General features: G+C 32.6%; 26 protein-coding genes. 11 read left to right on the top strand and 15 right to left on the bottom strand.

Annotation, left to right across the window (positions count from 1 at the left end):
- Positions 1-92: 92 nt before the first annotated feature.
- Both BT107_RS16720 and BT107_RS16715 read left to right on the top strand, forming a co-directional pair.
- Positions 93-374, top strand: coding sequence for a Sec-independent protein translocase subunit TatA/TatB (locus BT107_RS16720; protein ID WP_072304987.1), 282 nt, complete (start codon positions 93-95; stop codon positions 372-374).
- Between the two features lie 4 nt (positions 375-378).
- Positions 379-939, top strand: a complete 561-nt coding sequence (locus BT107_RS16715) for a phosphatase PAP2 family protein (protein ID WP_072304986.1) — start codon at positions 379-381, stop codon at positions 937-939.
- Here BT107_RS16715 and BT107_RS16710 read toward each other — a convergent pair.
- Positions 917-1558, bottom strand: a complete 642-nt coding sequence (locus tag BT107_RS16710) for an O-methyltransferase (protein ID WP_072304985.1) — start codon at positions 1556-1558, stop codon at positions 917-919. The genes BT107_RS16715 and BT107_RS16710 overlap by 23 nt on opposite strands.
- A 60-nt stretch (positions 1559-1618) precedes the next feature.
- Here BT107_RS16710 and kynU point away from each other — a divergent pair, with 60 nt between their 5' ends.
- The gene (gene kynU, locus BT107_RS16705; protein ID WP_072304984.1) at positions 1619-2893 is read left to right on the top strand and encodes a kynureninase; all 1275 of its coding nucleotides are present in this window, start codon (positions 1619-1621) and stop codon (positions 2891-2893) included.
- Positions 2894-2896: 3 nt separating this feature from the next.
- On the opposite strand, the gene BT107_RS16700 is transcribed toward kynU, so the two are convergent.
- Positions 2897-3595 carry a hypothetical protein gene (locus BT107_RS16700; RefSeq protein ID WP_072304983.1) on the bottom strand — a complete coding sequence of 233 codons (699 nt, stop codon included), beginning with the start codon at positions 3593-3595 and terminating at the stop codon, positions 2897-2899.
- A 115-nt stretch (positions 3596-3710) separates the two neighbouring features.
- On the opposite strand from BT107_RS16700, the gene BT107_RS16695 reads away from it, so the two are divergent.
- Complete coding sequence (locus BT107_RS16695; protein WP_072304982.1) at positions 3711-4259, top strand: ClpP family protease; 549 nt, start codon at positions 3711-3713, stop codon at positions 4257-4259.
- A gap of 166 nt (positions 4260-4425) precedes the next feature.
- Entirely contained in the window at positions 4426-5766 is a 1341-nt protein-coding gene (locus BT107_RS16690; RefSeq protein ID WP_072304981.1) for an FAD-dependent oxidoreductase, read from the top strand.
- A gap of 40 nt (positions 5767-5806) precedes the next feature.
- On the opposite strand, the gene BT107_RS16685 is transcribed toward BT107_RS16690, so the two are convergent.
- From BT107_RS16685 to rsfS, 6 genes are read right to left on the bottom strand one after another with little or no spacing between them, the layout of a single operon-like run.
- Positions 5807-6079 (bottom strand): acyl-CoA-binding protein, encoded by a 273-nt coding sequence (locus tag BT107_RS16685; protein ID WP_072304980.1) that lies wholly within the window; start codon positions 6077-6079, stop codon positions 5807-5809.
- Complete coding sequence (locus tag BT107_RS16680; RefSeq protein ID WP_072304979.1) at positions 6072-6737, bottom strand: phosphatidylserine decarboxylase family protein; 666 nt, start codon at positions 6735-6737, stop codon at positions 6072-6074. Before BT107_RS16680 ends, BT107_RS16685 begins: the two co-directional genes overlap by 8 nt.
- On the bottom strand, positions 6727-7530 hold the full coding sequence (locus BT107_RS16675) for a phosphatidate cytidylyltransferase (protein WP_072304978.1): 804 nt from the start codon (positions 7528-7530) through the stop codon (positions 6727-6729). The genes BT107_RS16680 and BT107_RS16675 overlap by 11 nt, the downstream gene beginning before the upstream one ends.
- Positions 7531-7532: 2 nt before the next feature.
- Complete coding sequence (locus tag BT107_RS16670; RefSeq protein WP_072304977.1) at positions 7533-8141, bottom strand: LUD domain-containing protein; 609 nt, start codon at positions 8139-8141, stop codon at positions 7533-7535.
- A 30-nt stretch (positions 8142-8171) separates the two neighbouring features.
- Positions 8172-10154: an ATP-dependent zinc metalloprotease FtsH gene (gene ftsH, locus BT107_RS16665; protein WP_072304976.1), complete on the bottom strand. Its 1983-nt coding sequence runs from the start codon at positions 10152-10154 to the stop codon at positions 8172-8174.
- Between the two features lie 9 nt (positions 10155-10163).
- Complete coding sequence (gene rsfS / locus BT107_RS16660; RefSeq protein ID WP_072304975.1) at positions 10164-10541, bottom strand: ribosome silencing factor; 378 nt, start codon at positions 10539-10541, stop codon at positions 10164-10166.
- A 93-nt stretch (positions 10542-10634) separates the two neighbouring features.
- Between rsfS and BT107_RS16655 the strand changes: the two genes are divergently transcribed.
- Entirely contained in the window at positions 10635-11366 is a 732-nt protein-coding gene (locus BT107_RS16655) for a biotin--[acetyl-CoA-carboxylase] ligase (RefSeq protein WP_072304974.1), read from the top strand.
- Here BT107_RS16655 and BT107_RS16650 read toward each other — a convergent pair.
- Both BT107_RS16650 and pyrE read right to left on the bottom strand, forming a co-directional pair.
- A complete protein-coding gene (locus BT107_RS16650; RefSeq protein ID WP_072304973.1) occupies positions 11363-11755 on the bottom strand; it encodes an orotate phosphoribosyltransferase in 393 nt (130 codons plus the stop codon). The genes BT107_RS16655 and BT107_RS16650 overlap by 4 nt on opposite strands.
- A gap of 1 nt (position 11756) precedes the next feature.
- Positions 11757-12401 carry an orotate phosphoribosyltransferase gene (pyrE, locus tag BT107_RS16645; protein ID WP_072304972.1) on the bottom strand — a complete coding sequence of 215 codons (645 nt, stop codon included), beginning with the start codon at positions 12399-12401 and terminating at the stop codon, positions 11757-11759.
- A 7-nt stretch (positions 12402-12408) separates the two neighbouring features.
- On the opposite strand from pyrE, the gene BT107_RS16640 reads away from it, so the two are divergent.
- A complete protein-coding gene (locus BT107_RS16640) occupies positions 12409-12996 on the top strand; it encodes an NUDIX hydrolase (protein ID WP_072304971.1) in 588 nt (195 codons plus the stop codon).
- Between the two features lies 1 nt (position 12997).
- On the opposite strand, the gene BT107_RS16635 is transcribed toward BT107_RS16640, so the two are convergent.
- The 3 genes from BT107_RS16635 to BT107_RS16625 all read right to left on the bottom strand — a co-directional run bounded on the left by BT107_RS16635 (position 12998) and on the right by BT107_RS16625 (position 16293).
- On the bottom strand, positions 12998-14743 hold the full coding sequence (locus BT107_RS16635) for a M14 family metallopeptidase (RefSeq protein ID WP_072304970.1): 1746 nt from the start codon (positions 14741-14743) through the stop codon (positions 12998-13000).
- Positions 14744-14785: 42 nt separating this feature from the next.
- Entirely contained in the window at positions 14786-15241 is a 456-nt protein-coding gene (gene coaD / locus BT107_RS16630) for a pantetheine-phosphate adenylyltransferase (protein WP_072304969.1), read from the bottom strand.
- Between the two features lie 77 nt (positions 15242-15318).
- Complete coding sequence (locus tag BT107_RS16625; RefSeq protein WP_072304968.1) at positions 15319-16293, bottom strand: D-alanine--D-alanine ligase; 975 nt, start codon at positions 16291-16293, stop codon at positions 15319-15321.
- A gap of 100 nt (positions 16294-16393) precedes the next feature.
- Here BT107_RS16625 and BT107_RS16620 point away from each other — a divergent pair, with 100 nt between their 5' ends.
- From BT107_RS16620 to BT107_RS16605, 4 genes are all read left to right on the top strand, one after another.
- Entirely contained in the window at positions 16394-16948 is a 555-nt protein-coding gene (locus tag BT107_RS16620) for a PASTA domain-containing protein (protein WP_072304999.1), read from the top strand.
- Positions 16949-16972: 24 nt separating this feature from the next.
- Positions 16973-18001, top strand: a complete 1029-nt coding sequence (locus BT107_RS16615) for an RluA family pseudouridine synthase (protein ID WP_072304967.1) — start codon at positions 16973-16975, stop codon at positions 17999-18001.
- A 95-nt stretch (positions 18002-18096) separates the two neighbouring features.
- The gene (gene yaaA, locus BT107_RS16610; protein ID WP_072304966.1) at positions 18097-18858 is read left to right on the top strand and encodes a peroxide stress protein YaaA; all 762 of its coding nucleotides are present in this window, start codon (positions 18097-18099) and stop codon (positions 18856-18858) included.
- 50 nt (positions 18859-18908) lie between these two features.
- Positions 18909-19283: a hypothetical protein gene (locus BT107_RS16605; RefSeq protein ID WP_072304965.1), complete on the top strand. Its 375-nt coding sequence runs from the start codon at positions 18909-18911 to the stop codon at positions 19281-19283.
- Between the two features lie 5 nt (positions 19284-19288).
- Here BT107_RS16605 and BT107_RS16600 read toward each other — a convergent pair whose 3' ends face one another.
- Together BT107_RS16600 and BT107_RS16595 are read right to left on the bottom strand one after the other, a co-directional pair.
- A complete protein-coding gene (locus tag BT107_RS16600; RefSeq protein WP_139254341.1) occupies positions 19289-19831 on the bottom strand; it encodes a hypothetical protein in 543 nt (180 codons plus the stop codon).
- Positions 19832-19997: 166 nt separating this feature from the next.
- Entirely contained in the window at positions 19998-20126 is a 129-nt protein-coding gene (locus BT107_RS16595; protein WP_072304963.1) for a 30S ribosomal protein THX, read from the bottom strand.
- Positions 20127-20170 lie beyond the last annotated feature (44 nt).

Here is a 20170-nt window from a genome sequence, read left to right as displayed (position 1 = left end):
CTTAAAAAAAATAGAGAGTCCCACACTTGTTAATTATTCAAGATGTGGGACTTTTTTTATGGTGCAATCAAACTTCTGATTATATTTGTAATATGTATTCAACGTTTATCTTATTTATTAGCGGAGGCGAAATTTTCTTCATTATGTTTATCGTGGTGATGGTCTTTGGTGCAGATAAAGTTCCTGATATCGCAAAGGGCTTGGGTAAAGGTATGCGTCAGCTTAAAGACGCAACCGAAGATATTAAACAAGAAATTACTAAAAGCGCAGAAAAGCAAGGTATAGATACTAGCTTTACCAAAGACATCAAAGACGGTGTTACTAAGGTAAAAGAGGATGTACAAGACATTACTGGCGTAATTAAGAGAAAGTAATTTTATGTTAGATGAACTCTTGCAGTGGGATAGGGATACTTTTATATACTTAAACAATCTTGGTTTAGAAGAGTATGATTATTTTTGGTCTATAGTGACCAATATAACAACTTGGATTCCGCTTTATATTTTTTTTCTTATTCTAGTTTTTTACAAGCGACCTAAAAAACAAGCATTAGTAGATTTTTTTACTATAGTTGCTGTTTTTCTTTTTGTAATGTTGCTTACCAATTTAACTAAAGATTTTGTAGCTAGAGTAAGGCCAAGTAGTGATACTGCCTTAGGAGACCTTATACGTGTAGTGGTAAAGGCTAAAGGATATAGTTTTTTCTCTGGGCACGCATCTTCTTCATTCTCTTTAACAACAATTGTGGTTCTTGTTTTACGAAAAGAATACAAGTGGATTTATCTAGCTTATTTATGGCCAATACTATTTTGTACAAGTAGAATATATGTTGGTGTACATTACCCCTTAGATATTACTGTTGGTGCATTGGTAGGTACAATTTTTGCTTTTGTATTGTATAAGCTTAGTAAAAAGCTTACAAAACCCTACTTAGCGTAAGGCCATCTCTAATTGGTAGTAAAACAGTTTCTACCCTAGGATCATCTTTTAAACTTTTGTTATATTCTAGTAATACTTTTGTGGCAACATCTTTAGGGTTTAGTGGTTCTATAACTTTACCAGACCAAAGTACATTGTCTGATAAAATAATGCCTCCAGGTCTTGTTTTTTTAAGAGCAGCTTCAAAATAAGCAGGATAACTTCTTTTTTCCGCATCAATAAAAACCAAATCAAAAGTAACGTCTAAAGTTGGTATTATATTAAGAGCATCACCAACATGCGCTTCAATTTTATCAGCAAAACCACTTTTTTTAAAATACTTTTGTTGTATATAACTTAGTTCTTCGTTAACATCTATAGTGTGTAGTTTTCCATTTTTTCGCAATCCTTCAGCTAAACAAATAGCAGAATACCCAGTGTAAGTACCAATCTCTAAAATATTTTCAGGGTTGCTAATCTTAGATAGCATACTAAGTACACGTCCTTGAAAATGCCCGGTAAGCATTCTAGGTTGTATTACCTTTAAATGTGTTTCTCTGGTAAGTTCTTTTAAAACTTCAGGTTCATTCTCAGAGTTATTGGCAATATAATTTTCTAGTAAGGAAGATAAAAAATGCATAAAAAAGTTTTTGCAAAAATAGTTATTTTGATTTCTTATTTTTGAATAAAAATTAAATAGATGCAGTTTAAAAATACCTTAGAGTTTGCTAAAGAGTTAGATGCTAATGATGCTTTAAAAGGATATAGGGATCAGTTTTATTTTCCTAAAATTAATGGTAAGGATGCCATTTATTTTACAGGAAACTCTTTAGGTTTACAGCCAAAGACAGCACAGAAGTTTGTAGGCGATGTAATGCAAGATTGGGCGCAGTTAGGTGTAGAGGGGCATTTTTATGCAGAAAAATCGTGGTGGGATTATCACGAGCGTTTAGCGCCACCAATGGGAACATTGTTGGGGGCAAAAACAAAAGAAGTATGTGTAATGAATACGTTAACCGTAAACTTACATTTTTTAATGGCTTCTTTTTATAGACCAACAACAAAGCGGTTTAAAATTATTTGTGAAGAAAAGGCATTTCCATCAGACCAATATATGTTAACTAGTCAGGTTAAATTTCACGGGTATGATCCTAAAGACACCATTGTTGAGGTTAAAAAAAGAGACGGAGAGCATTTTTGGCGTACAGAAGATGTTGTTGCAAAAATTAATGAAGTAGGAGATGAGCTTGCACTTGTTTTAATTGGTGGAGTAAACTATTACAACGGTCAGGTTTTTGATATGAAAACGATAACCAAAGCAGGGCAAGATGTTGGTGCTTTTGTTGGTTGGGATTTAGCACACGCAGCAGGTAATATAGAACTTAAATTAAATGAATGGAATGCAGATTTTGCATCATGGTGTAGTTATAAATATATAAATAGTGGACCAGGAAATGCATCTGGTGTATATGTAAACGAACAGCATCTAGCAGACGATACTATTCCTAGACTAGAAGGTTGGTGGGGTTCTAAAAAAGAAACTCGTTTTTTAATGAAACCAGAATTTGAATCTAGTTACACGGCAGATTCTTGGCAAGTAAGCAACCCGCCAGTATTGGCAATGGCCCCATATTTAGCATCTTTAGAAATGTTTGCAGAGGTGGGTATGCCAGCTTTAATTAAGAAAAGAGATGTAATTGTAAGCTATTTAGAGTTTGTGTTACAAGAAATAGATAAAGAAGTAAAAACAGCCAGTTTTGAGGTTATTACACCTAAAGAAAGAGGTACACAATTATCTGTGTTATTACACGGTCTAGGAAAAGAGTTGTTTAACTACTTAATGAAAAACGGAGTAATAACAGATTGGAGAGAGCCAAACGTAATACGTTTAGCTCCTGCACCATTTTACTGTTCTTTTGAAGATATGTACCGCTTTGGACAAATTTTAAAAGAGGGTATTTTGCAAAAGCAATAATCATTACTTGCTAATACTTTTTACATCTGTAAAATATAATTTAAAATTGCCTTCGGCATTCTTATGGTCTAAGGCAATTTTTAATCCGTTTTGTTCTGTATAGTTTTCCCAAGTGGTACTCATAGATGGTTCTGCAGCATTTTCTTTTCTGTATACCCATTCTTTAATTAGGTAATCGTCATCAAAGTAAAAATCGTACGCATCTCCAGGAGTATAACCACCTTCATTGCCATATACAATAGTTAGTTTTTGCATTGGCTTTTTACTAATAGGAGCTTCAGTGTTTTTGGCTGTAGTAAATGTAAAATTGTCTTTATCCCAAACAAGATTAAAAGGGGCTATCAACCAAAATTTATCATTTATAAACCCTGCATTTGTTTTTTTAGCAATAGAATCCATAGATTTTCTATTGTAAGCAATAGTATCTTTAGCTGTCATTGCTAAAACATCATTACTTTTTGTACGCCAGTTCCAAGTACGATCAAAATGGTTGCTGTCTCTGTCTACATTAAAAGTAAATTGCAATTGTGTGATGTTTTTCCAGTTTTCAAAACCGTGAGCATTAGCTACACTGTCTAATATAGTAAGCTCTTTTTTTGTTGGTTCTTGTGTTTCTGTAGGTGTTACAGTATCTTCTTTTTTAGTTTCTTTACAAGAAACAATAAGGGTAGTGGCAAGGATAAAAGTGAATATTTTACGCATAAAGTTTAATTTTTAACAAAGATACTGTGTTTTGTAGTATGTTTTTTAGATTGATGAAATGTAGCTGTGTACTTTATAAATAAATTGATTATTTTTGATGTAAATAAAATAGGCAATGAGTTCAAAAAAAGGTAAAGTTCAAGAAGCAATTGATGAAAAGTTGTTGAATGAAAGAAAAGTGTTTTTATGGGGTATGGTAGATGATGACTCTGCAAAGCACGTTATAGATCGTTTGTTGTATTTAGATTTACAAGGAAGTGAAGAAATTCAGTTTGTTATAAACAGCCCGGGAGGTTATGTAACTTCAGGTTTTGCTATTTATGATACTATTAAGTCTTTAAAAAGTCCTGTTTCTACAGTTTGTTCTGGTTTAGCGGCTTCTATGGGGTCTATATTATTATCTGTAGGTGCTAAAGGAAGACGTTTTATACAGCCACACGCTCAGGTAATGATTCATCAACCAAGTGGTGGAGCAAGAGGTCAGGCGTCTAATATACAGATACAAGCCGAAGAAATTATAAAAACCAGAGAATTAAGCGCACAAATCTTAGCAGATAATTGTGGTCAAGATTTTGAAAAAGTAATGAAAGATTTTGATAGAGATTACTGGATGAATGCAGAGGAATCTGTAGCCTACGGAATAGTAGACGGAATATTAGAATAAGATTTGTTAAAAGAAAAAGTCCTTCATAAAAATAAAAATTGTGAAGGACTTTTTTATATGTAGACGCATAACGCGGATGTGTTATATATACGGGTAATAGACTATGTTTAGATCTCTTATTCGTGTAATTTTTACATTTTGCTTAATCTCTTTACACACATAAAATATGTCACAATCTCCAAAAGACATTGCCATAGTTGGCTCCGGATTAGTAGGTTCTTTATTGGCCATTTACTTAAGAAAAGAAGGGCATAAGGTTACTGTTTTTGATAGAAGACCAGATATACGTACCGTAGAGTTTTCCGGACGCTCTATAAACTTAGCAATGAGTAATAGGGGGTGGAACGCATTAAAGCAGGTAGGTTTAGAAGACGAAATTAAAAAAATAGCAATACCATTATATCAAAGAGCAATGCACGTAGATGGTGTGCCTTTGTATTTTCAGAAATATGGTAAAGAAGAAGAAGCTATTTGGTCTACCTCTAGAGGACTTTTAAATAGAAAGATGATAGATTTGGCAGAAGCCGAAGGAACAGAGTTTCGTTTTTCTGAGAAAGTGTGGGATGTAGATTTACCAGAAGCAAAAATATTTACAGGCGAATCTGAAAAAGGAGTCTGGGAAGAGTATAAATTTGACTGTGTTTTTGGATGTGATGGTGCTTTTTCTAGAGTTCGTCATAAAATGCAAAGACGTAGCGGATTTGATTATTCGCAAAAATTTATAAAAGTAGGTTACAAAGAGTTGTCTATTCTCCCTAATGAAGATGGTACGCATAAGTTAGATAAACACTCTTTTCATATATGGCCACGTGGTAAGTTTATGCTTATAGCAATGCCAAACATAGATGGTAGCTTTACTTGTACGCTTTTTATGCCTTTTGAAGGAGATACGTCGTTTGAAAGTATAAATACCAAGGAGCAGGCTAGGGAGTTCTTTTCTACGCATTTTCCTAATGTTATGCCAGATTTAGATAATCTTATTGGTGATTTCTTTAAAAACCCAACTAGCGCAATGGTAACAATGAAATGTTTTCCTTGGACGTATTGGGATAAAGCTGCTTTAGTGGGGGATTCTGCGCACGCAATAGTTCCTTTTTATGGACAAGGTATGAATGCTGGTTTTGAAGATATTTTTATACTAACTAATATGTTAGAAAAATATCCTGATAACTGGACCCTAGCTTTTGAAGAGTATCAAAAAGAACGTAAGCCTAATGCAGATGCTATTGCTGAGCTTAGTTACAGAAATTTTGTAGAGATGAGTAGTAAAACAGCAGATCCATTATTTTTGTTGCAAAAAAAGATTGAGAAGAAATTTGCTGCGGCTTATCCAGAAAAATGGTTGCCAGTATATTCAAGGGTCACCTTTAGTAATAGACCATATGCAGAGGCTTTAGCTTTAGGAGATAAGCAAGAAGCTATTATGCAGCAAATAATGAAACTACCCAATATAGAAAAAGATTGGGATAGCGATGTTATTATGCAAAAAATAATTGAACTATTATAAAATAAAAAAGACCGCTTTTAAAGCGGTCTTTTTTTATGTATTATTTTAAGTCTTTATTTTTAATTTCCTTGTTAACTAGTTCTATATAGTTTTGCATAGCCTCGTCAGTACTTTGGTTTTTGGCTTGTATTAAAGCGTTTGCTTTAAAGGCATTTATAAGCGGTGTTGTACTGCCTGGGTTGTCAAAGTTCTTATGTGCTATACGGTAGTATGCATATAATTTTAAAAGTAAGTCTGCAGGCAAAGGGTTTATGTAATTGTTTACATATTCCACAGATTCTAGAAACTCTTTATGTAGCTTATCATTAGTCATCTTTATTAGGTAAGGTAGCAATACAAGTTTTAGCGCCAGTTACTTTCTGATTAAGTTTTACCGTTACAACAGTATCTAAAGGTAAGTAAACATCTACTCTAGATCCAAATTTTATAAAACCAGCATCTTCACCTTGATGAACACTATCACCAACTTTAGCATAATTTACAATTCTTTTTGCTAATGCGCCAGCAATTTGTCTGTATAAAATGTCTCCAAATTTAGGAGTGTTAATAACAACTGTAGTGCGTTCGTTCTCTGTACTAGCTTTGGGATGCCATGCAACTAAATATTTACCTGGATGGTATTTAGAGTACTTTACAGAGCCAGAAGCAGCGTATCTTGTAACGTGTACATTTATAGGAGACATAAAAATAGAAATTTGCTTACGTTTTCCTTTAAAATATTCAGGTTCTTCAACTTCTTCAATAACTACAACTTTACCATCTACAGGAGCAAGAATGTCATCAAAACTTTTTACTACTTTTCTTTTAGGGTTTCTAAAAAACTGTAATATCAATATTAAGAATACTAAAGCAGTAAGTTGTAAAGTTAATTTTAGCCAATTAAGGGTTACAAAGTAATCGGCAGCTATTACGGCAGCAGTTACTAATATAAATGTAATAATGATAATTTTTTGTCCCTCTTTATGAAACATGTGAAAATATAATTAAAGTTAAAAATGCAAATGGTGCAGCAAAAACAAGGCTGTCTAAACGGTCCCAAATGCCTCCGTGTCCTGGTAAAATTGCTCCGCTATCTTTTACGTTAGCTTTTCTTTTGAATTTAGATTCTATTAAATCACCTAAATTGCCTGCTACTACAATTACAGTGGCTAATATAAACCATTGTATAATACTTAAGTTTGTTTCAAATATAGAAATAATATAAGCAGCAATTAAAGCAAAAATTAAACCTCCTGCAGCGCCTTCTATTGTTTTTTTTGGAGATACAGTTGGAAAAAGCTTTGTGCGCCCTAATTTACGACCAACTAAGTAGGCAAAACTGTCGTTTACCCAGATTAAAATAAAAATCCCCATAATTAATATTTTTTCAAAACCACCACCTCTATAAGGTATCATAGTTAAGAAAATACAACCGCCTCCTAAGAAAAATAGTGCGATTAAAAATTTATGAAGGGGTTTAAAGGTTATTTCTTTTTTAGAAAATAAGAAATAAAGTAAAAAGAAGTCTATAAGTAATGTAGCTACAAGTAGCACGTTTATAATCCAATCACTTTTAATAAGATAAATATAAGCCCACCATAATGCTAGGTATGCTACAAATACATAATAGCCTTTTAGTTTAACAATACGTTTATACTCAAACAAACAAGCTAAGCCAAAAGCCATAAATAAAAAATCGAATGCATCTGAGTTTAAGAATACAGCTGATAATAAAAGTAGTACGTAGACAATACCTGTTATTCCTCTTTTTAAGATTTCTTTCATACTTATAAATCTTCCATTAAGATAAGATATAAGTTCTTAGATGTACTACCATAAGATAAAAAATCTTCTTCTTTTATGTTAGATTGAAAGTGTTTTATGGTTGTAATGTTGGCAGGTATACTTCCTTGGTACTTCCTTTTTATGCTTTTTAATCCATCGCCCAAACTTGGTGTAAGCTGGCTAGTTGTGGCATAAACAATAAAATTATCAGGAAGTTCGTTCATCTTTCTTTCTTTTAATTGATTAGAAGAAATTAAGATTGAACCATTTTGAGCAATAAGATGCTCGCAGGTTGTAAAAAATACTGTACTTTTTTGTGCAGATTTAGAAAATTTTAAATGCTCACTTGCAAATTTTTTTTCTAATCTATCATCTAAATGAAAAAAAGAACTGTCTTCCCAGTTATTTTCTTCTACTATGTTTTTTAGAGCTAATGAAACTTCATCTTCAGAATCGCAATAGATAAATTTACCGCCATTCTTTTTAAAATAGATGGTAAACTTTTCGTCTATAGGTAAGTCTAGCTCTGGCATATGCACTCCGCGGTTTTCTGCGGGTACATCAGAACTCTTTTTTTTATTACCTCCAAAAAGTTTACCAAATATGCTCATTAAAATCTTTAAAATTTGTAATCTATTGTACTATTCTTCCTCAGAAGAATTAGCAGCAGCGTCTTTCTTAGCTTCTTCTTCAGCGTTTTCTTTAACGTCTTTAGCAAAAGGTCTTTTTCCAAAAATCTTCTCTAAATCATCTTTAAAGATAACTTCTTTTTCTAGCAAACGTTCTGCTAGTTCTGTAAGCTTGTCTTTGTTGTTGTCTAAAAGTTCTATGGCTCTTACGTACTGCTCTTCAATTAATTTAGAGATTTCTTCATCAATTACACGGGCTGTTTCTTCACTATAAGGCTTAGAAAAACCATAAGAATCTTGACCTGAAGAATCGTAATACGTTAAGTTACCTATTTTGTCATTTAAGCCATAAACAGTTACCATACCTCTTGCTTGCTTAGTTACTTTTTCTAAGTCACTTAAAGCACCAGTAGATATTTTGTTAAAAATAACTTTCTCTGCAGCTCTACCACCAAGAGTAGCACACATTTCGTCTAACATTTGTTCTGCATGAACAATTTGGCGCTCTTCTGGCAAGTACCAAGCAGCTCCTAAAGATTGTCCTCTAGGTACAATAGTAACTTTTACTAACGGTGCAGCGTGTTCTAGCATCCAACTTACGGTTGCGTGACCAGCTTCATGATAAGCAATAGTTTTCTTTTCTTTAGGCGTAATTATTTTATTTTTCTTTTCTAGACCGCCAACTATTCTGTCAACAGCATCTAAGAAATCTTGTTTGTTTACAGATTTTTTCTCTTTACGAGCAGCAATTAAAGCAGCTTCATTACAAACGTTAGCTATATCTGCTCCAGAAAAACCAGGAGTTTGTTTAGCTAAGAAATCTAAATCTAATGTTTCTGCTGTTTTAATTGGCTTAACATGTACTTCAAAAATTTCTTTACGTTCTCTAATGTCTGGTAGATCTACATAAATTTGTCTATCAAAACGACCAGCTCTCATTAATGCTTTATCTAAAACATCTGCACGGTTAGTTGCAGCCAATACAATAACATTGGTGTTGGTGCCAAAACCATCCATCTCTGTTAATAATTGGTTTAATGTGTTTTCTCTTTCATCGTTAGATCCTGTAGCGTTGTTTTTTCCACGAGCTCTACCAATAGCATCTATTTCATCTATAAAAATAATTGCAGGAGATTTATCTTTAGCTTGTTTAAATAAGTCACGTACTCTAGAAGCACCAACACCTACAAACATCTCTACAAAGTCAGAACCAGATAAAGAGAAGAAAGGAACTTTAGCTTCACCAGCAACAGCCTTAGCTAGTAATGTTTTACCAGTACCTGGAGGGCCAACTAATAATGCTCCTTTTGGTATTTTACCACCTAAAGAGGTGTATTTTTCTGGGTTTTTTAAGAACTCAACAATTTCTTCTATTTCTTCTTTTGCTCCTTCTAAACCAGCAACATCTTTAAAAGAGGTACGTGTATCTGTTTTTTCGTCAAATAACTTAGCTTTAGATTTGCCAATGTTAAATATTTGACCACCGCCACCTCCAGCGCCACCGCCAGACATTCTACGCATCATAAATATCCAAATACCTATAATTAGTACAAATGGTAATAGTGTAAATAAAAGATTTTCAAACGTGTTAGATTCTGTACCATATTCTATTTTGGTATCTAAGCTGTTTTCACTTTTTACTTTCTTAAGTTCGTTCTCAAAATTCTGTAAATCACCATAGTTAACAATGTAACTAGGGGATTCTGTAGGGTTTAGAGAAAAACTTGGTTTAGCAACAGTTTTGTGCGTTTCTTTTTCTAATGCTTCTTTGGTAAGGTATACTTTAGCATACTTAGCATTAGTAATTACAATAACCTTGTTTACATCTCCATTTTTGATGTATTCTAATAGTTCTGATGTAGTTTTTTTACTAGTAGATGATAATCCATCACTACTTAAAAACTGAAATCCTATGATTAAGACTACTAAAATACCGTAAATCCACCAAGAGTTGAATTTAGGTTTAGTAGGTTTTGTGCTATTATCTTTTGCCATTCTTTTTTTTTACTGGTTATAACTACTCTCTATTGCGGTAATTTTTGCGTCTCCCCAAAGTCCTTCTATATCATAGAAATCTCTTATTTGTTTTTGGAAAACGTGTACTACAACATTTATGTAGTCAAGTAAAACCCACTCAGAATTATCTGATCCTTCTACGTGCCAAGGTTTATCGTGTATTGCTTTACTAACGGTTTTTTGTATTGAACCTACTATTGCATTAACATGCGTATTAGACGTACCATTGCAAACTATAAAATAGTCACATACAGTGTTGTCTATATCTCTAAGATCAAGTAAATTTATATCGTGCCCTTTAACATCATCTATCCCTTGTAAAATTAAAGCGATTAGTTCGTCTGCACTAGTTGTATTTTTTTGCATTCAAAAATTTTAGATTATACAAAGTTATTGTTTTTTTGTTTTTTTAACTATTGTTTTTAACATAAGATTGCAGAATATTATAATAATCCACATATGCACATAATCAAACTTAATGCCACCAACTCTACAAACGAGTATTTAAAGCAGTTAATTGTCTCTAGTAACTTAGACGATTTTACTGTAGTTGTAACCGAAAATCAATTGCAAGGACGTGGGCAAATGGGTACGCATTGGTTATCTGAGCCAGGTAAAAACTTGACTTTTAGTGTATTGAAGAAAGGTGAAGGTTTGGAGGTTGCAGATCAATTTTTGTTAAATATGTGTGTTTCTTTAGCTCTGTACGAAGCTCTGCAACAGCTAAATATACCTAATTTAGCCGTAAAGTGGCCAAACGACATTCTGTCAGCTAATTCTAAAATATGTGGTATTTTAATTGAAAATATATTGATTGGCAGTAAAATACAATCTTCAATTATAGGAATAGGGCTAAATGTAAATCAATTATCGTTTAATAATTTGCCAAATGTTTCTTCTTTAAAATTATTAAAGGGAGAAACTTTTAATTTGGATGAAGTTTTAAATATTATAATTCAGAAATTAAAAAAATACGTAACAAAAGATTTTTTGGAGAATCCGGATGCTTTAAGAGCCTTGTACCAAGAAATTATGTTTAGGGTAAATAAGCCGTCAACATTTAAAAATAATGAAGGAGCGTTGTTTATGGGCTTTATAAAAGGAGTATCCTCTAGCGGAAAACTAATAGTTCTACTAGAGGATAATATTTTTAAAGAATATAACTTAAAAGAAATACAGTTGTTGTATTAAATAACCTGTAGGTTTTCTGATAAGGTATCTATGAATTTAGTGATAGGGCCTTTGATCATCATTGCCATCATAGCGTTAAATTCGCCTTCAAAACTTAATGTAACTTCAGTTTCTGTTGCAGAAATTCCATTAATGTCTGCTGTTAATGTAAACGGTAATTTTTCGCTAGCAGCTCCTAGTATTATTTTATTGTTAGGATATTGTTCTTTTAGTTTTAAAACAATTTCTGGCATACCTTTAAGGGCAAAAAGAAATTTATCTTCACTTAATACTTCGAACTTACTAATGTTATCTGGCATTAGTTTTTCAAAATTTTTAATATCAATTAAGAAATCAAAAACCTCTTTATCGCTTTTAGATACTGTTTTTTTGGGTGCTTCTATATGCATATTATTCTGGTTTCCATACTGCTGGGTTACTTTTCCATTGCAGTAGTGTGTTTAATTGTTTTTCTTGAACATAGTTAGTATCAGACGCCTGTTGTATTAAGTTAGGGTAGTCACTTAACGTATGTAATTCTATATTTTCGTTTTTAAAATTTTCTTCAGCTACATTAAAACCATAAGTAAAAATAGCAACCATGCCTTTAATGTTGGCGCCAGCTTCCTTAAGTGCCTTTACAGCATTTAAACTGCTTTTTCCTGTACTAATTAAATCTTCTATAACCACAACGTTTTGGTTAGGAGATAGATGACCTTCTATTTGATTTTGTCTACCGTGCGATTTAGCTTCTGGCCTAACGTATACAAACGGAAGCCCTAAATACTCTGCAACAAGCATACCAATACCAATGGCGCCAGTAGCTACACCAGCAATAACATCTGGTTTACCGTATAGTTCTTCTACCTGTTTAGCCATTTCTTCACGAACGTAGTTGCGAATTATAGGATATGATAGAATAATTCTATTATCACAATAGATTGGAGATTGCCATCCAGAAGCCCATGTAAAAGGATTTTCTGGTTTCAACTTAATTGCATTAATTTGCAATAGAAGTTCGGCTGTTTTTTTTGCAGTGTCTTTATTTAAAACCATACCGCAAATGTATAAAGTTTTTGTGAATGAATTGCCCTTGATTTTGACAAATAAACTGTCAGATATCGCAGATAATAAATATTTTTTATTGAATGGGGAGGCAATTAATGAGGCTATAAAAGCCCTGTCTAAGAATAAATTGCCAAAGGCATACATCTATCATCCTAATAAAGAGGAGATTTTAAAGAAGTTCGCTAAGAATATTCCTATTGTTGTTGCTGGCGGTGGCGTGGTAACAAACGATGCCGGTAAAGTACTTTTTATTTATAGAAATGATAAGTGGGATTTGCCTAAAGGAAAACTAGATAAAGGCGAAACTATTGAGAATTGTGCTATTAGAGAAGTAGAGGAGGAGACAGGTGTTCAAGGATTAAAAATTGAAAACTTGTTGAAAATTACCTACCATATTTTTAAGCGTAATGGTAAATACAAGCTAAAAGAGGTACACTGGTTTGCTATGACTACTTCTTATGATGGAGAGCTTACGGGACAAAAAGAGGAAGGCATAGAGAAAGTAAAATGGAAAGGCCCTGGGAAAATTGCCAAGGCCTTAGAAAATTCTTATGCTAATATTAAGATTTTGTTTGAAGAGTAATTTAATTACTCTTCAATACTCTGTATATAGGGTATTGTAAATGTGCTTTTTCGTAATTAGGAGATTTTTTGTGCAGCCAATCTAACTGTGCATACCAGCTACTAGCAAAACTTTCGTCTTCAGACTTTTTAAGCTCAAATTCTGCTTTTAGGTCTGAATTATCTTTTAGTAGTTGCGCAGCTACGTCTTCAAAAACATAAGGAGAAAAACCTTCTTTTTGTTGTAGAATGGTGTCAAAAAAGTTCCAGTTAAAAAAAGAATCAATGGCTCCTGGTTCTAGTGTTTCTAGTATGTATCTAATGCCACGTTGGTTTGTTGGTACATAAAAATCACCTTTATAGAACTGTACATCTTGTTTGCTTGCGCTAACTATAGTGTTGTTATGTGGGTAGTGACCCTCGTAAGCACTTGTACGAGTTTTGTAATCTTTTATTCTATAAGATTCTACAGCAATAATAGTGTCTTTTTCTAATTCTGTATAATTAATTTTATTTGCTTCTAGATACGGAATCACTTTTTTCCATCCTTTTGGAATTACATATGCCGCAGGTATTTTTACACTGCTAGTTGCTATCATATAATTTTTATAGTCAACATCTTTAGTAAATGGTTTAGACTTGTTATACTTTAATCTGTTTAGACCAGTAACCTCACTTTTTATAATGTCTGCTTCAAACCCTTTAAATTTTAATATTGAAGATTTTGTAGTGTCTATTTTAAATTGTAGCGGATATGTTGTTTTTTCTTGATCGGCAATAAAAGCATTAGCTCTTAATTCTTTAATTTTTTCGCCATCTTTTTCAGATATGTCTATCATTTTTTGCATTAGATAGTATGTGCCCATAACTCGTTTTTTATACGGTTTAAGCATATGTGTTTCTACCATTAAGCCTAAAGTATTCCAGAGAGTAGTGTAGCCAGTAGAGTATCTAGGGTAATCCATAAATTGAGAAAATCCTTTTTCTGGAACATTATTAAAAACGTTAACGTAAGGTGTAATTGGCCAGTTAATCTCTTCTAATGATGTTTCTAGAGTAGGCATCATTTCTGTATGTAAATAGTTGCCTAAGTCGCCACCTAACTTGTTGTGTTGTGTAAACAGGTGCGTTAACGTATACTGGTAATCTGCGCCATTACTAACGTGATTGTCTATAAAAATATCTGGCTTGGTTAAATGAAAAATCTCAGCAAAAGTTTTTGCATTTTTGGTGTCGTTTTTTATAAAATCTCTATTAAGGTCATAGTTTTGGGCATTACCTCTAAAACCGTATTCTTTAGGTCCGTTTTGGTTGGTTCTAGAAGTAGAATTACGATTTAATGCACCGCCAACATTATAAATAGGAATAGTGGTTAGTACCGTATTTCTTGGCGCTCCAATTTTGTTTACTACTAAATCTCTAAATAAAAGCATAGTAGCATCAATACCATCACTTTCTCCAGGGTGTATACCGTTGTTTATTAAAATTACGGTTTTATCTTCTAGCTTGTTAAAGTTAAATTCACCATCTGGATTATAGGTTACCAAATGCAGTGGCAGACCGCTATCTGTTTCGCCAATAGTAAGCACGTTTATTTGCGGAAACTCTTTAGCAAGCTTAATGTAAAAGTCAATAACCTCTGTGTATGTAGGAGTTTCTAGTCCGTTGCTAGTTTCAAAAAAAGTTTGAAAATCTTTTTCTTTGTCTTCTGGTTTTTCGCTACAAGCAATTATACATAGTAGACTAAAAAGACCTATAATTTTTTTCATTCTGGTGTAATTATTTTTAGTTAAAATACAATAGGTTTGTGTTTATGAAACTCTAACTGTGTCTGGCACCAAGCTAGTATAATCACCATTGTTTCTAATAACATCACGTACAATAGAAGAACTAATGTAAGATTTGCCAGATGAAGTTAGTAAAAATACGGTTTCAATTTCTGATAACTTTCTGTTTGTGTGTGCAATAGCCTTTTCGAATTCAAAATCTCCAGGGTTACGTAATCCTCTTAAAATAAAGTGAGCATCTACTTCTTTGCAGAAGTCTACAGTAAGTCCTTTGTAGGTCATCACTTTTACTTTTGGCTCGTCTTTAAAAGCTTCAGTAATAAAATGCATACGTTCTTCTAGGGTAAACATATAGTTTTTTTCAGCATTAATACCAATGGCAATAATTACTTCATCAAAAAGTGTAATACCTCTATTTATAATATCTGTGTGGCCTAAAGTAAGTGGATCAAAAGAACCGGGAAATATGGCACGTTTCATATAATTGTGTTTTGTTTTATAAAAAATAGTGTATTACATTTCTTAATACACTTTTGTAAATAACTAAAGTAGCTAAATTATCTTAAAGCCTCTGTAATAGCACTTTCAAACAAGTTTGCTAAGGATATACCTGCTACAGCTGCTTGTTGCGGTAAAATACTTTCTTCTGTTAGACCAGGAGTTGTATTCATCTCTAACATAAAAGGTTCATTATCTACAAATATAAATTCGCTTCTAGAATAGCCTTTCATTTTTAGAATTTTATAAACTCTTTTAGCTATCTCACTTACTTTTTCTTCTTGTTCTTTAGATATTCTTGCAGGGGTAATTTCTTGTGATTTGCCCTCGTACTTAGCTTCATAGTCAAAAAAGTCGTTCTCTGTAGTTATTTCTGTAATTGGTAAAACAGTAGGTTTGCCATTGTACATAATAACACCTACAGATACTTCTGCACCATCTAAAAAAGCTTCAATAATAATTTCGTCATCAGCCAAATAAGCATTTTCTATGGCTTGTGCCAAGTCTTCTTTTTTATGAACCTTAGAAATACCAAAGCTACTACCTGCTTTATTTGCTTTTACAAAACACGGCAAGCCAACTTTGGTTATAATTTCATTTTCGTTTACAGCATCACCTTTATTTAAGTAGTAAGAATCTGCAGATTTAATACCATAAGGTTTTAGCACACTAAGTAAATCTCTCTTGTTAAATGTAAGAGCAGCTTGGTAAAAATCGCAAGCGGTTTGGGTTAAGCCAACTAAATTAAAATAGGCTTGCAGGTAACCATCTTCTCCTGGTGTACCGTGAATTGCATTAAAAACGCAGTCAAAATTTATTTTTTGATTATTTTCTGTAATAGAAAAGTCGCTTTTATCTACAGGGCTCTCTTGGTCGTTGGCATCTACATAAACCCATTTATCTTTTAGAATATGAATTCTATAAGTGTTAAACTTGTTGGTATCTAGGTGTTTGTAAACAACATTTCCGCTTTTTAGGGATATTTTATACTCCTTAGAGTAGCCTCCCATAATGATGGCAATATTTTTTTTCATGGTATTTATAAAGATCTTAAATGGTAATAACAAATATCATTTTTTTAAATTAAAGAAAAAAGCATTGGGTTTTATATATTTGTGCGATAATATTATAGTTATGCGAAATTTTTTCAACTTTTTAAAAAGTAAAACATTAATTATTCAACTTGGTATTGCCTTAGTAGTGGTGGTATTATTGGTTTTTGGAGTTTTACAATGGTTAAAGTCAACTACAAATCATGGTGAGTTTGTAGAAGTACCAGATTTTTCTAGAATGGCAGTTTCTCAAATGAAACATGAAATAGATAAAGTAGGATTGCGTTCTCAGGTTTTAGATTCTGCGAATTACAATCCAAATTTTCCAAGGTTTTCTATTATAGAGCAAAACCCACCAGCAGGAAACAAAGTAAAAAAGAACAGAAAAATATATTTTACAGTAAACCCTTCTGGATACAAAAAAGTATCTGTACCACAGGTAATACAAAAAACAAAAAGAAACGCAACATCTATGTTACGTGCTGTTGGTTTAGATGTGCTAAAAGTATCTTATGTAGATAATATTGGCGAGGATATGGTACTTAAAATTAAGTACAAGGGAAAAGAAATTAAAGCCGGAGAAAAATTACCAAAAACATCTAAGGTTGAATTGGTTTGTGGTAACGGTAACCACTAATAACAACAGTAAGCTACATATTTTATGAGTGAAGAATTTGGACCACAAGCCAATGAAGAGGAACTTTATGAGCACCATAAGGTAATAGCTTCTAAAGGCCAAGAGCCGCTACGTATAGATAAGTTTTTAATGAATTTTATTGAAAACGCAACACGTAGTCAAATACAAAAAGCAGCAAAAGACGGTCACATTTGGGTAAATAATGTGGTAGTTAAGCAAAACTATAAAGTAAAAGCAGGTGATGAGATACGTGTTATGTTTACGCATCCACCATACGAGTTTTTATTACAACCAGAAGATATACCTTTAGATATAGTTTACGAGGACGATGTTCTTTTGGTAGTAAACAAAGAACCAGGAATGGTTGTGCACCCAGGGCACGGTAACTACTCTGGAACTTTAATAAATGCATTATTACATCATTGTAAGGACGAATTGCCTAACAATACTAGTGATAGGCCAGGATTGGTACATAGAATAGATAAAGATACATCTGGACTTTTAGTAGTTGCTAAAACAGAAGCCGCTATGACTTTCTTGTCTAAGCAGTTTTTTGATAAAACATCTGAAAGAGAATATATTGCTATTGTTTGGGGTAATGTAGAGGATGATGAAGGAACTATAGAAGGCCATTTAGGACGTCATCCAAAGAATAGGTTGCAAATGCACGTTTTTCCTGAAGGAGACGAGGGTAAAGAAGCGGTAACACACTATAAAGTAATAGAGCGTTTAGGATATGTTACTGTGGTTTCTTGTAAATTAGAAACTGGTAGAACACACCAAATTAGAGTGCATATGAAATACATAGGGCACACATTATTTAATGATGAGCGCTATGGAGGTGAACGTATTTTAAAGGGTACAACATTTACAAAATACAAACAGTTTGTAGAAAATGCTTTTAAAATATTACCTAGACAAGCATTACACGCTAAAACGCTTGGTTTTGTACATCCTGTTACTAAGGAGTTAATGCAGTTTAACTCAGAAATACCAGAAGATATGGCAAGTGTTATAGATAAGTGGAGGCATTACGCTAAGCATTCTCAATAGTATTAGTTTTTGCAATAGTGGTATTAAAAAACTCTTTTAGACTATAGGTAGAATCATTAAAATGATTCTTAATTTTATATCAAATTAAAGAAAAGATGAAGATTGTTATTTCGCCAGCAAAGTCATTAGATTTTGATACTAAATTACCAACTAAAAAATTTACAGAACCTCAGTTTTTAACTGAAGCAAAAAAGTTGAATGAGGTTCTTAAAAAGAAAACTCCCAAAGCTATTTCTGAGCTTATGAGTATTTCTGATAATTTAGCACAATTAAACTGGCAACGCAATCAAGATTTTGTCATTCCTTTTACAACAGAAAACGCAAGACCAGCTGTTTATGCATTTAATGGAGATGTATACCAAGGGCTAGATGCGTATTCTTTACCAGAAAGCAAGCTAAATGTTTTACAAGATAAACTTAGAATACTTTCTGGGTTGTATGGTGTGTTAAAGCCATTAGATTTAATGATGCCTTATCGTTTAGAAATGGGAACAAAATTAGCGGTAGGTTCTGCTAAAAATTTACACGAATTCTGGAAGAAGCAATTAACTGCCTATTTAAATTCAGAACTTAAAGAAAATGAACTTTTTGTAAATCTAGCAAGTAACGAGTATTTTGGCGCTGTAGATAAAAAGAGTTTAAAATCGCCTATTATAACTCCAGTTTTTAAAGATTGGAAAAATGATAAGTTAAAGGTTATAAGTTTTTACGCTAAAAAGGCTAGAGGTTGTATGGTGCGTTATATTATAGATACTAATGCAGAAACTTTAGACGATATTAAAAAGTTTACTACAGATGGCTACGCTTATAGTCAAGAGTATACAGAAAAAGACAATATGCCTGTTTTTATTAGATAATAATATGTGTAAAACATCGTTTTTATAGTATACAATTAAATATGTGTGCTATGAAAAATAAACTGTTTTTACCTATTGTACTTTTAATGTTAACCTTTTGTTTTAGTTGTGATGATAGAGATGACAATCTAGAAGCTGTAAATATTAGAATAAAAAATACAAGTAGTGTAACTTATACAACAGTACAGGTAGGGGATGCAGAAACGGTACATACAAATATAGCACCTGATGCTTTTTCTGAGTATTTAGAATATGAAACAGCATATGGTTATGCTTACATTTCTATAGAGGCAGACGAACAAACATATACATTACAACCAATAGATTATGTAGGTGAGACACCTTTACCGCTAGGTTTTTACACGTACGAGTTAAATATTATAGAAGAAAGTAATAGTTTAGAGCTTACGTTAGTTGTAGACTAAGTAAATTAGTTTTGTCTTTGTTTCTGTATGTTTTCAGCAATTCTAATAGCTAAAACTCTTTTTTTGCTAAGTAGTTTTTCTATTTCAGCTTCTAGACTTACGCGTTGTTTCTCTAGCTCAACAGCTTCTAATAATAAAGAGTTGTCTTTTAGTTCGGCAGCAGAAGAAACTGTGTTTATGCCATTTTGCGTAAAAATATCTAAAGCTGTAATTGTATTTTCTACATCTATAAGTGCTAGTTTAGCATAATGCCTTCCTAAGTCCCAATCTTTAGGCTTACTAGCTTTATCTATATTTTCTAAACCGCTTAAGACAGTAGTTTTAGCTTTAAGGCAATCACATTGCTTCATAAGCTTATTACTTTTTTCTAGGGCAGTATATGCCTTATTAGCATAAAATTTTTGATGATCAAAATTATCAGCTTTTAAAGACTTTTTAGCGTAGTTAAGCGCATAAGAAGTTGCAGAGTAAGCATTGTCACAATTAGATGTGTTTGTAAACGTTGTAGTCATTACAAGTGAAAGAATAACAAAAGTACTTTTAAGCATAGTGTTGGGGGTTGGTTATGTTTGCAATTTGGTATTACAAAATTGGTTTATTTTTAGGTTAATTAAAAAGTAATGTGGTAAACACAGTCAAATTTGTGGTGTAGAACCTATTTGTTATCGGTTAAAGTGGTTGGTTTTTTAGATAAAAAGCGTAAAATGGTTAGTTTTACTTCTTTTTTTCTGGATTAATCTTTTCTTGTAAAGTAGGTTTTCTTTTAATTTTTCGCTTCCTTTTGGCTCCATACGTGCCGTTTATGATTTTTCCTCTCTTCGATTTTTTATCTCCTTTTCCCATATATCATATAATTTTCTTAAAAGGTAATAATTTTTAAGATCAAT

Origin of the sequence: Cellulophaga fucicola (genome assembly GCF_900119145.1) — a bacterium.
GTDB lineage: Bacteria > Bacteroidota > Bacteroidia > Flavobacteriales > Flavobacteriaceae > Cellulophaga > Cellulophaga fucicola.
The sequence above is the reverse complement of the archived record's forward strand: the minus strand, read 5'-3'. Positions and strand labels throughout refer to the sequence as shown.